This is a genomic window from Curtobacterium flaccumfaciens, assembly GCF_004361695.1.
GTDB lineage: Bacteria > Actinomycetota > Actinomycetes > Actinomycetales > Microbacteriaceae > Curtobacterium > Curtobacterium flaccumfaciens_B.
Map to the genome: position 1 here is coordinate 77,241 of NZ_SNVW01000008.1, position 12,986 is coordinate 90,226.

10 protein-coding genes are annotated in these 12,986 nt (G+C 72.1%); 4 read left to right on the forward strand and 6 right to left on the reverse strand.

Annotated elements, in window-relative coordinates:
- Positions 1 to 4: 4 nt before the first annotated feature.
- The 3 genes from EDF64_RS12195 to EDF64_RS12205 all read right to left on the reverse strand — a co-directional run bounded on the left by EDF64_RS12195 (position 5) and on the right by EDF64_RS12205 (position 3,690).
- On the reverse strand, positions 5 to 637 hold the full coding sequence (locus EDF64_RS12195; RefSeq protein WP_133520266.1) for an FMN-dependent NADH-azoreductase: 633 nt from the start codon (positions 635 to 637) through the stop codon (positions 5 to 7).
- Between the two features lie 146 nt (positions 638 to 783).
- Positions 784 to 2,460 (reverse strand): hypothetical protein, encoded by a 1,677-nt coding sequence (locus tag EDF64_RS12200; protein WP_133520267.1) that lies wholly within the window; start codon positions 2,458 to 2,460, stop codon positions 784 to 786.
- Positions 2,461 to 2,787: 327 nt separating this feature from the next.
- Positions 2,788 to 3,690: a LysR family transcriptional regulator gene (locus tag EDF64_RS12205; protein ID WP_133520268.1), complete on the reverse strand. Its 903-nt coding sequence runs from the start codon at positions 3,688 to 3,690 to the stop codon at positions 2,788 to 2,790.
- A 91-nt stretch (positions 3,691 to 3,781) separates the two neighbouring features.
- On the opposite strand from EDF64_RS12205, the gene EDF64_RS12210 reads away from it, so the two are divergent.
- The 3 genes from EDF64_RS12210 (at position 3,782) to EDF64_RS18240 (ending at position 8,208) form a co-directional block, all read left to right on the forward strand.
- Positions 3,782 to 7,324 carry a proline dehydrogenase family protein gene (locus EDF64_RS12210; RefSeq protein ID WP_133520269.1) on the forward strand — a complete coding sequence of 1,181 codons (3,543 nt, stop codon included), beginning with the start codon at positions 3,782 to 3,784 and terminating at the stop codon, positions 7,322 to 7,324.
- Between the two features lie 265 nt (positions 7,325 to 7,589).
- Complete coding sequence (locus tag EDF64_RS12215) at positions 7,590 to 8,030, forward strand: VOC family protein (RefSeq protein ID WP_133520270.1); 441 nt, start codon at positions 7,590 to 7,592, stop codon at positions 8,028 to 8,030.
- A gap of 28 nt (positions 8,031 to 8,058) precedes the next feature.
- Positions 8,059 to 8,208, forward strand: a complete 150-nt coding sequence (locus tag EDF64_RS18240; protein ID WP_166645720.1) for a hypothetical protein — start codon at positions 8,059 to 8,061, stop codon at positions 8,206 to 8,208.
- 174 nt (positions 8,209 to 8,382) lie between these two features.
- On the opposite strand, the gene EDF64_RS12220 is transcribed toward EDF64_RS18240, so the two are convergent.
- The gene (locus tag EDF64_RS12220) at positions 8,383 to 8,826 is read right to left on the reverse strand and encodes an acyl-CoA thioesterase (protein ID WP_133520271.1); all 444 of its coding nucleotides are present in this window, start codon (positions 8,824 to 8,826) and stop codon (positions 8,383 to 8,385) included.
- Positions 8,823 to 9,473, reverse strand: a complete 651-nt coding sequence (locus tag EDF64_RS12225) for a QsdR family transcriptional regulator (protein WP_166645721.1) — start codon at positions 9,471 to 9,473, stop codon at positions 8,823 to 8,825. Before EDF64_RS12225 ends, EDF64_RS12220 begins: the two co-directional genes overlap by 4 nt.
- Positions 9,474 to 9,520: 47 nt before the next feature.
- Between EDF64_RS12225 and EDF64_RS12230 the strand changes: the two genes are divergently transcribed.
- Positions 9,521 to 10,714 (forward strand): acyl-CoA dehydrogenase family protein, encoded by a 1,194-nt coding sequence (locus tag EDF64_RS12230; protein WP_133520272.1) that lies wholly within the window; start codon positions 9,521 to 9,523, stop codon positions 10,712 to 10,714.
- 126 nt (positions 10,715 to 10,840) lie between these two features.
- Here EDF64_RS12230 and EDF64_RS12235 read toward each other — a convergent pair whose 3' ends face one another.
- Positions 10,841 to 12,934, reverse strand: coding sequence for a S9 family peptidase (locus EDF64_RS12235; protein ID WP_133520273.1), 2,094 nt, complete (start codon positions 12,932 to 12,934; stop codon positions 10,841 to 10,843).
- Positions 12,935 to 12,986: the final 52 nt, after the last annotated feature.

A 12,986-nucleotide genomic window follows, 5' to 3' on the forward strand; every position in this document is an offset into this window, starting at 1 on the left:
GCGGTCAGGCGAGGGTGGACGCCAGGCGCTCCAGGGTCGTCTTCGCGTCGGCGAACTCGGCGTGGGCGTGCTCGGCGAGCGGTGCGAGGTCCGGCAGCCGGTCGGCGAGGGTCGCGCTCACCGTGATCGGGTAGACCTTCATGCCGAGTGCGGTGCCGAGGATGAGGTGCAGGACGGGCGACCCGTGGTCCCAGTCCTCCGTCGGGGTACCGGCGTCGTACGTGGCCCCGCGGCTCACGACCGTCACGACCGGGCGGCCGGCGAGGGGCTGCACGCCACCGGCCAGGACCCCGGGGACGTGGACGCGGTCGATCCAGGCCTTCAGCGTCGACGGCACGGTGTAGTTGTAGAGCGGCGATCCCACGACGACGACGTCGGCGGACAGGAGTTCGTCAATGACGTCCTGGCGGAGCGCCTCGGCCTCGGGCGCGACGGTCTCGTCGGCGGTCCGGTCCGCGGCTGCCCAGTGCAGGGCCGAGGTCTCGAGGTGGGGGAGCTGGTCGACGTGGAGGTCTCGGCGGACGACCGTGTACTCCGGGCCCCGTGCGCGCCAGGCGTCCGCGAAGGCGGCGGTGAGGGCGCGGGAGCGGGAGTGCGCGAGGTCGGCCGAGGAGTCGATGTGCAGCAGGGTGGGCATGCACCCAACGCTACCGATCCCCGACGGCCGGATGACGGGAACGGCCCCGCCGCGCCGTGACCGGTGGACCGGTGACGGGCGGGGCGGGGCCGAGGTGGGCCTCCCGTCAGCCACGCGGGCACGCGACTGACGGGAGACGTCGGGGGTCAGCGCTGGGCGCGACGGCGGCGCAGGCTGCGTGCGCCGATGAGGCCGACGCCGGCGAGGACGAGACCGAGGGCCCAGGGGAGGGCGCCCGTCGAGTCGGTGCCGGTGTAGGCGAGTCGGCCGGAGCCGACGTGGTGGGTCGCGACGACCGGCTTGGTCGGCACGATGGTCGAGACCGCGGTCGGACGCACGTCCACCGTGAAGACCGTGCTCGGCAGCGAGGCGCCGGACACCGTCAGGGTGTGCGTGGAGGCGTGCGGGAACGTGACGCTGACGAACCCGACGTCACCGAGGTCGGGGTCGGCCGCGACGACGTCCGTCGCGACGTCCGAGGTCACGGTCGGCGTGAAGAAGACCGGCTCGTCGGTCTCCTCGTCGAAGTCCGGGAAGACCTCGTTGCCGTAGCGGTCGACCTTCGCGCCGCCGACGGCGAGCGTGCCGCCCTGCTGCACGGTCACCTGGCCGCCCTTGACCGGCGCGGACTCGCCGAGGAGGTCCGCCGTGTACACGTCGCCGTTCGGGTGGATGATCCACGCGCTCGTCGTGGTGCCCGCGGTCAGGCCGTCCACGTCGAGCGAGGTGACCTCGATGCCGACGGGGTCGCCGGCCTCGATCGAGATGTGCCCGTACAGGTCGCTCGACACGGTGCCCGAGGGGCTGGTCGACGTCGCGGTGACGGTGAAGTCGTAGTACTGCTCGGCGTCGGTCAGCATGCCGGAGAGCACACCGGTCTTCGCGTCGAACTGCACGCCCTCGGGCGCCGTCGTCGTGTCGTCGCCCTCCTCGTCGAACCACGTGATCGAGAGCTCGGGTGCCGGCGTGCTGCTGGCACGGAAGGTGGACGAGAACGCCTCACCGGCCTTCGCGTCGATGGAGACGTCGCTGTCCTCATCAGCGAGCGGCTTGCCGTCCTCGTCCACGAAGACGGGGGCGATGGCGGTGTCCGTGACGGCGGTGGCCGTCTCGGGGACCCCCGCCACGGTGCCCGTGACCTCGACCGAGATCCGCTGCCCCGCGAGGGCCGCTGCGACCGTGTAGGTCTGGCGGGTCGACAGGACCTGACCGGCCTCGTCCGTCCACTCGTACTGCGGGGACGTCGGGTCGAAGCCCTCGTCGGTCGCGATGAGGCGCGAGCCGACGGTGAGGTCGCCCTCGATCGTGACGGTCTGCAGGGCGGCGCCGCGGATCTGCTTCGTGGGCTGGTCGTCCGACGTGGCCGGGGGCGTCACCGGGGTGGTGACCGGCGGGGTGGCGGGCTCGGTGGTCGAGCCGTCGCCGGGGCCGGTGGTGTCGGTGTCGCCGGGGGTGCCGTCGCCGGAGTTGCCGTTGCCGGGGGTGCCCGTGCCGGTCCCGGGGGTGCCGTCGTTGGAGTTGCCGGAGCCGGAGTTGCCGGTGCCGGCGTCGCCGGTGGCCGGGGTGTCGCTGCCCGTGCCGGAGCCGGCGGCGGGGTCGGTCGTGCCGGACCCGCTCGACGCGGTGCCGTCCGACGAGCCGTCGGCCGGAGCCCCGCCGACCGAGGTGTCGGTGGCGTTCGTCTGCGACGAGACGGGCGTCGTGAGCTCGGCGGCGGACGCCGAGGTCGCCGTCATGATGCCGAGACCGGTGCTGAGACCGATGAGTGCGATGGTGGTGCCGACGGCGCAGGCGCGTCGGGCGGCGGATGTGCTGCGGCGCACGTCTTCCCCCAGGTGTTCAGGTCCGGTCGGGTGCCGGATCGTAAGAATCCGCCGAGAGTTCTCGGACGTGATCGGATCGTACGGGTACGCGCGCGTGCAGCCGAGCGCGTCCGACCAAATGTGACCCGGCTTGGGGGTGGGCCGGCGTCCGCAGGTCACGGACCGGTCACGACCCGCACCGCCGGCGGTCACGGATCGGTCACGACCCGCACCGTCGCCTGCGATCGGTCACGACCGGCACCGTCGCCTCCGATCGGTCACGACCTGCACCGTTGCCCCGGCGGGAGGCGTGGCGGGCCGGCACCGTGCCTCCAGGCCCGAGGCGGGTCAGTCGCGGACGGCGGCCGCTGCGCGTTCGAGGGCGTCGCGGAGGGCGCGGACCGCCGGGGACGACGCGCCGGCCGCGCGGACCACCGTGAAGATCGTGCGCCGGGGGCGCTCCGGCAGGTCGACGAGCCGGCAGGTCGTGGTCCGCCCCGTCCACATCAGGTCGGGCATGAGGCTGACGGCGTTGCCGGACTCGACGAGGCGGATCTGGGTCTGCAGGTCGGCGGTCTCGTACCGGACGTCGGGCTCGAAGCCCCAGCGCCGGCACACCTGCTCGGCGAAGTGCCGCGAGGCCGTGCCCCGGGGCTCCATCACCCAGGGCAGGGCCTCGGCGTCGTCGATCGAGGTGACCGGTGCGAGGGCGGTGTCGACCGGCGGCAGCGCGAGCCGGACGGCGTCGGTGGTGAGGTCGGAGCGGTCGAGCCCGGGCAGGTGCGGTGCGGCGTGCGCCGGGTACTGCTCGGCGATGACCATGTCGAAGTCACGGGCCCAGGTCTCGTTGAGCGCGGTCTCCGGCTCCCGCTGCACCATCTCGATGCGGACGTCGGGGTGCTGCGTCGCCATGTCGTGCAGCGCGCTCGGCATGAGGGCGAGGGCAGCCGACTGGAACACCGCCACGCGCACACGGCCCTGGACGGTCGGCATCGTCGACTCCACCGCGGCCTGCGCCTGGTCGAGGACGTCGAGCACGTGGCCGGCGGCCTGCACGAGGACCTCGGCCTGCGGGGTGAGCTGCAGGCGCCGGCCGGCCTTGCGGAGGAGGGGGACGCCGGCCTCGCGTTCGAGGGCCGAGAGCTGCTGCGAGACGGCCGACGGGGTGAAGTTCACGGCCTCGGCGACGGCCGCGATCGTGCCGCGGATCGACAGCTCGCGGAGGAGGACCAGGCGGCGGACGTCGAGCATGACGGGGTCCCTCGATTCATCAGGAGAACTGAATGGTACCCGTCACGAACGGTTGCTTCCGCTACTGCTTCGGGGGCTCCACACTGAAGCCATGACGACGCTGCACGAGGCTGCTCCCACCGACCCCGGATCTGCTCATTCGGGCTCTGCTTCGGGGGCTGCTGCATCTGGGGCACCTTCCGCTTCGTCGGGGCCGGACGTGTTGGCGGACCAGTCCGTCGCGCTGGTGCGGCAGTGGCTGACCGACGCCGAGACCTACCCGGTCGACGGCTCGGCGAAGCAGCTCGCCGGGGTGCTCGCCGACCCCGCCGGTCTCGACTTCGCGGTCGGGTTCGTCGACGGCGTCGTCCGGCCGGAGGACCTCGGCGTCGCCGCGCGCAAGCTCCGGCAGATCGCGCCGAACGCGCCCGGCTTCCTGCCGGCGGCGCTCCGCGGGCTCGTCCGGCTCGGTGGCGGCATGGCCCCGCTGCTCCCCGGCGTCGTCGTGCCGATCGCGCGGCGGGTGCTCCGCGACATGGTCGGACACCTCATCGTCGACGCGACCGACGCCAAGCTCGGCCCGGCGATCGCGAAGATCAAGCGCGACGGCGTCCGGCTCAACGTCAACCTGCTCGGCGAGGCCGTGCTCGGCGAGAGCGAGGCCGCCCGCCGACTCGAGGGGACGCACGCGCTCCTCGCCCGCGACGACGTCGACTACGTGTCGATCAAGGTCTCCTCGACGGTCCACCCGCACTCCCCGTGGGCGTTCGACCACGCGGTCGAGGACATCATCGAGAAGCTCCGGCCGCTGTTCCGACGGGCCGCCGCGGCCACCCCGGCGAAGTTCATCAACCTCGACATGGAGGAGTACAAGGACCTCGACCTGACGATCGCGGTCTTCACGAAGCTCCTCGACGAGCCCGAGTTCCTGCAGCTCGAAGCCGGCATCGTCCTGCAGGCGTACCTGCCCGACGCGCTCGCCGCGATGGAGCAGCTGCAGGACTGGTCCGCCGCTCGCCGTGCCCGTGGCGGCGCCGGCATCAAGGTGCGCCTGGTGAAGGGCGCGAACCTGCCGATGGAGCAGGTCGAGGCCTCCGTGCACGGCTGGCCGCTCGCGACCTGGCACACCAAGCAGGACTCCGACACGAACTACAAGCGCGTGCTCGACTGGGCACTCACGCCGTCCCGCATCGAGAACGTCCGGGTGGGCGTCGCGGGGCACAACCTCTTCGACGTCGCGCACGCGTGGCTGCTCGCCGGTCAGCGCGGCGTCCGTGACGGCATCGAGTTCGAGATGCTGCTCGGCATGGCGCAGGGCCAGGCCGAGGCCGTCCGCAAGACCGTCGGGTCGCTGCTGCTGTACACGCCCGTGGTGCACCCCGGCGAGTTCGACGTCGCGATCGCCTACCTGATCCGCCGGCTGGAAGAGGGGGCATCGCAGGAGAACTTCATGTCCGCGGTGTTCTCGCTCGTGTCCTCGCCGACGCTGTTCGCGCGCGAGGAAGAGCGGTTCCGCTCCTCGCTGGCGCCGCTCGCGCTCCCCGGAGGGCTCGACGCCCCCGCATCCCACCGTGTGGCCGACCGCTACGCGGCCGTCGAGCGTCCGCGTGTGGGGCACTTCGAGAACACGCCTGACACCGACCCGTCGGTCGCCGCGTTCCGCGAGTGGGGCGCAGCCATCACCGGGCGGATCGCGTCCTCGACGCTGGGCACGAAGGCCGTCCAGGAGGCACGACTCACCTCCGCCGCCTCGCTCGACACGGCGCTCGGTCGTGTCCGGGCCGCCGGTGCCGTCTGGGGGACCTGGTCCGGTGGCGCCCGCGGCGCGGTGCTGCACGCCGTGGGCGACGCGCTCGAGGCGAACCGGGCCTCCCTCGTCGAGGTCATGGCCTCCGAGACCGGCAAGACCATCGACCAGGCCGACCCCGAGGTGTCCGAGGCGATCGACTTCGCGCACTTCTACGGGTCGCTCGCCGAGTCGCTCGACGACGTCGACGGTGCGTCGTTCACGCCCGCCGCGCTGACGCTCGTCGCGCCGCCGTGGAACTTCCCCGTCGCGATCCCGGCCGGGTCGACCCTCGCCGCACTCGCCGCCGGGTCCGCCGTCGTGCTGAAGCCCGCCCCGCCCGCCGAGCGTTCGGGAGCGGTGCTCGCGTCGATCATCGAGACGGCGCTCGACGCCCACGGCGCCCCCGCCGATGTGCTGGCGTTCGTGCAGGTGTCGGAGAACGACCTCGGTCAGCAGCTCATCGCGTCGCCGATGGTCGACCGGGTGATCCTCACCGGCGCGTACGAGACCGCCGAGCTCTTCCGCTCGTTCCGACCCGACCTGCCGCTGCTCGCCGAGACCTCGGGCAAGAACGCGGTCATCGTCACCCCGTCGGCCGACCTCGACCTCGCCGTGAAGGACGTCGTCGCGTCGGCCTTCGGGCACGCGGGCCAGAAGTGCTCGGCGGCGTCGCTCGTCGTGCTCGTCGGCTCCGTCGCGACCTCGCGGCGCTTCCGCTCGCAGCTCATCGACGCGGTGTCGTCGCTCACCGTCGGCTACCCGACGGACCCGACCACGCAGATGGGGCCAGTGATCGAGCCCGCTGCCGGCAAGCTCCTCGACGGCCTGACGAAGCTCGGCACGGGGGAGACCTGGGCGGTCAAGCCGGCGAAGCTCGACGACAGCGGCAAGCTCTGGAGCCCCGGTGTGCGTGACGGCGTCCGGCGCGGCTCGGCCTTCCACCGCACCGAGTACTTCGGCCCGATCCTCGGCATCATGACCGCGGCCACCCTCGACGAGGCGATCGCGATCGTCAACGAGGTCGACTACGGCCTGACCTCCGGCCTGCACTCCCTCGACCCGGCCGAGATCGGCACGTGGCTCTCCACGATCGAGGCGGGCAACCTCTACGTCAACCGCGGCATCACCGGCGCGATCGTCCGTCGCCAGCCGTTCGGCGGGTGGAAGAAGTCTGCCGTGGGCGCCGGGACGAAGGCCGGTGGGCTGAACTACCTGGTCGGACTCGGCTCGTGGTCGACGTCCGAGGCCACGGTGGGGTCCGCACCGTCCGCCCCGGTCTCCGCGTTCGTCCGCGCTGCCGGGATCACCTCGCCGGTGCTCGACCGTGCCGTCGCCTCCGACGAGCAGGCCTGGGCCTCGCTGTTCGGCACCGCCACCGACGTCTCGGCGCTGACGGCAGAGCGGAACATCGCGCGGTACCTGCCGTACCCGGGCGTGCACGTGCGGCTGGCGTCGACGTCCGACGACTCGGCTGCGGAGGGCGCCGTCGCCGATCTCGTCCGTGTCGTCGCCGCCTCGGTGCGTGCCGGCACGACGATCGACGTCTCGACCGCTGTGGCGCTGCCGGCCGCCGTGACGTCGGCCGTCCGTGCGCTGCCGAACGTCCGATCGCTCACGGCCGCTCAGTCCGACGACGCCTTCGCTGCGGCGGTGGCGAACGGGCCGTCCACGCGTGTGCGGCTCCTCGGCGGGGACGTGTCGGCGCTGTACTCGGCGATCGGTGGTCGTCCGGACGTCGCCGTGTACGGGGAGCCCGTGACCGAGGCCGGTCGGATCGAGCTGCTGCCGTTCCTCCGCGAGCAGGCGGTGTCGATCACGGCGCACCGCTTCGGGACGCCGAACCACCTCACGGACGACCTGATCTAGGCGCACTTCGTCGAACCACGGAACCGACGTCGAACCACGCTGTAGGGCTGGTTCGACGTCGGGTTCGTGGTTCCACGCGTGCCGCCTGTGGTCCCGCCGTGGTCTCGCCGTGGTCGCGCCGTGGACGCGGTGCGCGTGTCGTGCGCCTGTCCGGTCTCCGCGCCGGGCGAGGCTGCTCCGAGGTGATGGGGGTTGCCTCGGATTCGCGCCGCAACCACGGTGCGCCGCCGATTCCCCGTCGGGCCGACCCCTGAGGAGCTCCACCATGACCGAACCCTTCGCCCGTCCCACCGCCCTGGCCCACGTCCGCGTGACCGTCACGGACATCCACCGCAGCAAGGCGTTCTACCAGCAGCTCCTCGGCACGGACCCGGCGATCGACTTCAGCGACCAGGTCGACGAGCCCGGCGTGCGTGAGGACCGGGAGCGCTTCTACGGCGGCTCGGTGTTCCGGCTCGGCAACCAGGTCTTCGGCCTGCGCCCGGTCGCGCCCTCGGGGCAACGGTTCGACCCGGACACGGTCGGCCTCGACCACGTCAGCTTCGTGGTCGGCTCGGTCGACGAGTTGCACCAGGCCGCCGCTCGCCTCGACGCCGCCGGGGTCGAGCACGGCGAGGTCACCGACCTCGGCGATGCCGGCATGGTGATCCTGTCCGTGCAGGACCCGGACGACATCAACCTGGAGCTCGCCGCGCTCAAGGGGTGAAGGGCTGAAGGGCGTCTCCGCTCGGCGTATGCGCATCGTGTACGCCGTCGGTCGGGCGCTGGGGTTCGTCCTGACCACGATCGCGAAGGTCATCGGGACGTGGAACGGTGCGAAGCCCGCGGGGGATGACGCTGCCGTCCGGCTCAACCACCCCCGGCGCGAGGACTACCGCCCCTGAGTCCCGGGTGCGGTCCGTCCGGCGGCGCGCATCGCCTGTCGCGACGGCGCACAACTGAAGTCACCCCGAACCGCGGCGATGCGCGGCTCGGGGTGACTTTGGTTGTGCGGGGCGCGGGCGGGGGTCGTGCGTCGGCTTCGTGGTTCGGTGGGGCTACGGCGCGAGCGGCGCGGGTCAGTCGGCGGGGACGGCGGCGGGGGCCTGCATCGTCGCGGTCACGAGCTCGCGCAGGGACGCCGGCAGGGAGATCGGTCGGCGTGCACCCTCGCGGTCGATGATGACGTGCACGAACTCGCCCGTCGCGAGCAGCGCCCCGTCGGACTGCCGGAACAGGCCGAACTCCCACGACAGGCTCGTGTTCCCGAGGTGCTTCGAGCGCATCCCCACCTCGATGACGTCCGGCCACACGGCGGACTCGACGAACCGGCAGCTCGACGACACCAGCACGGCGATCCACTCCGACGTGAACGGGTCGAGCCCGGCTTCCTCGCGGAACCAGTACGTCGACGCGTTGTCCATCGCGCTGTAGTAGATCGTGTTGTTGACGTGTCCGAACATGTCGTTGTCGTTCCACCGCGTCTGGTAGGTCCGGCGGAACGGGTACTCGTCGATGGTCATCGGTCTCCGATCGATGGGGCGGCAGTGTCCACTGCGGTGACGGGGGAGCGTGCGGCATCGGTGGCGCGTGCGGGGTCGGGGTCTGGGCGGAGCACGTACTCGAACGCGGCTCGTGCCCGTTCGGGGTTCGGTGTCTCGCCGGAGATGAACTCCGCGTAGGTGAACGACTCGGAGATGCGGACGAGCAGCCGTGCGAGCTCCTCGCCCGACAGCGGGCCGGGATCGAACGTACCCGAGGACTGTTCGTGCTCGATGAGAGCGGTGACCCGACCGACGAAGCGGCTCTGCACGTCACTCTCCGTCGTGGTGAGGAGCCGCAGTGCCCGCGCGGGTTCCCGGGTGAGGAACGCGCGGAAGTACGGCGCTTCGATGAGGTCAGCGGTGAAGCGGTCGAGGACGTCCACGATGCGTGCGGCCCCGGAGGAGCCGGCGGCATCGGCAGCGCGGGCCGCGCCGTCGAGGGTCGGGACTGCGAGGGACCACAGGATCTCGGAGAGCAACCGGTCACGGTTGCCCACCCACCGGAACAGCGATGTGCGGTCCACGCCGAGCGAGGCAGCCAAGGCGCCCATGTCGATCCGCGAGCCGGCGATGAAGGTGTGGCGTGCCTCCCGGAACGCGCGCAGCGCAGAATCCGATGTGTACACGCGAGCCTCCCTTGCAACGTTTCCGAGAATGATGCATCGTGGACCTCATGTCAACGACGACGTCCACGACCGCGCTGCTCGAGTCCGACTTCTACCGTTTCCAGGAGGGGCTGACCGAGCAGGAGCGCGAGTCCCTCGGACGGCTGCGCACGTACCTCGAGTCCGAGGTGCGCCCGATCGCCGACGAGTACTGGGCGCGCGCCGAGTTCCCGATGCAGGTCATCACGCCGCTGTCGGAGCTCGGCATGTACGGACCGGGCGTCCCGCTCGTGCGGCAGTTCGAGAACTCGGCCGTGTACCGCGGGTGGGCGGCGCTCGAGCTCGGACGGGTCGACGCCAGTGTCGCGACGTTCATCGGTGTGCAGTCCGGCCTCGCGATGAACTCCATCGCCGTCGCGGGCAGCGAGGAGCAGCAGCAGGAGTGGCTGCCGCCGATGGCGCGTGGTGAGCTCATCGGTGCGTTCGGTCTGACCGAGCCGCTCTCCGGCAGCGACTCCGCCCGTGGACTCCGCACGACGGCTCGACGCGAGGGCGACGAGTGGGTGCTCGACGGCGAGAAGCGCTGGATCGGCAACGCCACCTTCGCGGACGTCGTCGTCATCTGGGCGAAGGACGTCGCGGACGACCAGGTGAAGGGCTTCCTCGTCACGACGGACACACCGGGTTTCACGGCGACGAAGATCGAGGACAAGATCGCGCTGCGCGGGGTGCAGAACGCTGACATCGTCATGCAGGGTGTCCGGGTGCCGGAGTCGCGTCGACTCCAGCACGCCGACTCGTTCCGGTCGACCGCCGAGGTGCTCCGCCTCACCCGCACCGAGGTCGCGTGGCAGGCGATCGGCATCGCCGTCGGCGCCTACGAGGCGGCACTCGACTACGCCCGCACCCGGATCCAGTTCGGCAAGCCGATCGCGGCGCACCAGCTCGTGCAGGACCGGCTCGTGCAGTCGCTCGCGAACATCACGGCGTCGATCGCGCTGTGCACCCAGGCGTCGGCGATGCAGGACGCCGGCACCGGAGGCGACGAGCACTCCGCGATGGCGAAGGCGTTCGCGACGGCGAAGATGCGTGAGACCGTCGCCTGGTGCCGCGAGGTGCAGGGTGGCAACGGCATCGTGCTCGACAAGGGCGTCGCGCGGTTCTTCGCGGACGCCGAGGCGATCTACTCGTACGAGGGCACCCGCGAGGTGAACACGCTCATCGTCGGGCGGGCGATCACGGGGCAGGCCGCGTTCGTCTGAGGGGGCAGGCGTGGCACGTCGCGGCAGGGATCGTCGACCCGGAACGACGACGCCGATGTCGTACGACGTCGACATTGTCGTTCCGGGTCGACGGACGCCCGACGGGCCCGACGCCCGGCGCAGCCTCTACCCCAGCAACTCCGGCCGCTTCCACTCCTCGCCGAGCACGTGCTGCGCCAGGAACGCGAACACCGTCTCGTACCAGACCACGGCGTGCTGCGGCTTCAGCACCCAGTGGTTCTCGTCCGGGAAGTACAGGAACCGGTGCGGCATGGTGCCGTCGGCCGCCGCGTGGTGCTCGGCCAGCTCGGACCAGAGCCGCAGACCCTCGCCGATCGGCACCCGGTAGTCCTTGTCGCCGTGGATCACGAGCATCGGTGCGGTGATGTCCGCGACGAACCGGTGCGGGTCGTTCTCGTGCAGCCCCTGCTCGTCGAAGATCGACTGCCAGTACTGCGACATGTCCGTGGTGCCGTTGAACTGGTCGAGTGCCCAGAGGCTGGCGTGCGTGACCACGGCGCGGAACCGGTCGGTGTGCCCGGCGACCCAGTTCGACATGTACCCGCCGAACGACCCGCCCATCGCGGCCGTCCGGGTCTCGTCGATGTCCGCCCGCTCGACCACGGCGTCGGTGATCGACAACAGGTCGGTGTAGGGCGCCTGCCCCCAGGCGTTCCACCCGCGGTTGATGAAGTCCAGCCCGTACCCGGTGGACAGCGCGGGGTCCGGCAGCAGCACGGCGTACCCGCGGGCCGCGGCGAGCTGCGGGTTCCAGCGCCACGACCACTGGTTCCACGAGTTGAGCGGTCCGCCGTGGATCCAGAGGAGCAGCGGGTGCGGCCCCTCGCCGTCGGGCAGGACGAGCCAGCCTCGAACACGGGAGCCGTCCGCGGCCGTGGCCGAGACCTCTTCGAGGCGACCGGGGACCTCCGGCAGGGCAGCCGGCGTGGCGAGCGGGGTCACCGCGCCGTCCGTCGCGATGCGGACTGGGTGCAGCGGGGCCTGCCAGGAGGCACGGAGCGCCACGACCGCGCCCGTCTCCTCCGCCACGCGCAGGCTCGAGTACGCCCAGTCGTCGTGGGTCAGCTGCTCGACGGCGCCGCCGTCGACGGGGATGCTGAAGACCGGTGCCCGGCCGTCCTGGTCGGCCGTCGCGAGGATCGCGCCGTCGCCGTGGGCGAACACGAGCTCGTTCGGCCAGCGGTCCCAGTCGGTCGCGATGCGGCGCGCACCGGACACCGAGGTGCCGTCGAGGTCGGCGACCCAGATCTCCTGCTGCGTCGCGCCCTGCGGCGTGAACCGCGGCGTCCGGATCCACGCGAGCGTGCGCCCGTCGTGGCTCAGGGTGGGCGTCTCGTGGTCGACGGCGTCGTCGCTGAACAGCACCGTGCCCTGGCCGCTCGCGACGTCGAAGGCGACGATCGTCGAGCGCGCACCACGGGCCTCCTGGACGGCGACCGTCGCGACGACCACCGAGCCATCGGGGGCGACCGCGCCGGAGACGTGCTCGAGGGAGCGCGCCGGTGCCGGCGTGAGGTCGACGGGCGCGGGGAGGTGCGCCGGGTAGGCGGGCTTCGTGTCGCCGTCGGGGCCGTCGTCGGAGAGCGCGGGCGTCGTGTCGGCCTCGCGCAGGGTGGCGAGGTCCAGCGTCAGGACGTGGGTCTCGTCGGGGCCGAGGTCGTGGTCCCAGTAGCGGACGGGGTAGGTCTCGTGCAGGATCGCCTGCACCTTCCGGTCCTTGCGGCGGCCGCGGAGTTCGGCGTCGGCAGTGACCACGCCGGTGCGGTCGGTGCCGGCGCCGGGCAGGAGCGCGGCGGTCACGGCGACCGTGTCCGCCGCGGTCGCGGTGCCGAGCACGCCGCCGATGCCACCCGTGAACCGCGTGACCGGACGGGCCTCGCCGCCGGCCGCGGGCAGGACCCAGAGCTGCGGCGCGTCGGTGTCCTCGTCGCCCTCGCCGTCGGGGCGTCCGGAGACGAAGAGCAGGTCGCCGTGGCGCGTGAACGAGACGCCGCCTTCGCCCTTGACCGACCGGGTCAGACGGACGGGCGTCCCGTTGTCGGTGCCGGGCACGGCCCAGATCGACCGGCGGTACCCGGTGCCGTCGGCGTCGAGCACGCTGACCGTCAGGGCGACGCGGGAGCCGTCCGGGCTGACGGCGATGCCGTCGACCCGGGGCAGGGCGGTGAACTGGTCGAGATCGGAGAACGGCGTCGTCATGCCCCCACGCTATCGGCGCGCCCGGACACCGGGACCGTCACGCCCGGTCCTG

What these genes read in the sequence shown, in the direction of transcription:
- EDF64_RS12195 (WP_133520266.1), bottom strand. Translation starts at nt 637, where the DNA reads ATGCCCACCCTGCTGCACATCGACTCCTCGGCCGACCTCGCGCACTCC.
- EDF64_RS12205 (WP_133520268.1), bottom strand. Translation starts at nt 3,690, where the DNA reads ATGCTCGACGTCCGCCGCCTGGTCCTCCTCCGCGAGCTGTCGATCCGC.
- EDF64_RS12210 (WP_133520269.1), top strand. Translation starts at nt 3,782, where the DNA reads ATGACGACGCTGCACGAGGCTGCTCCCACCGACCCCGGATCTGCTCAT.
- EDF64_RS12215 (WP_133520270.1), top strand. Translation starts at nt 7,590, where the DNA reads ATGACCGAACCCTTCGCCCGTCCCACCGCCCTGGCCCACGTCCGCGTG.
- EDF64_RS18240 (WP_166645720.1), top strand. Translation starts at nt 8,059, where the DNA reads ATGCGCATCGTGTACGCCGTCGGTCGGGCGCTGGGGTTCGTCCTGACC.
- EDF64_RS12220 (WP_133520271.1), bottom strand. Translation starts at nt 8,826, where the DNA reads ATGACCATCGACGAGTACCCGTTCCGCCGGACCTACCAGACGCGGTGG.
- EDF64_RS12230 (WP_133520272.1), top strand. Translation starts at nt 9,521, where the DNA reads ATGTCAACGACGACGTCCACGACCGCGCTGCTCGAGTCCGACTTCTAC.
- EDF64_RS12235 (WP_133520273.1), bottom strand. Translation starts at nt 12,934, where the DNA reads ATGACGACGCCGTTCTCCGATCTCGACCAGTTCACCGCCCTGCCCCGG.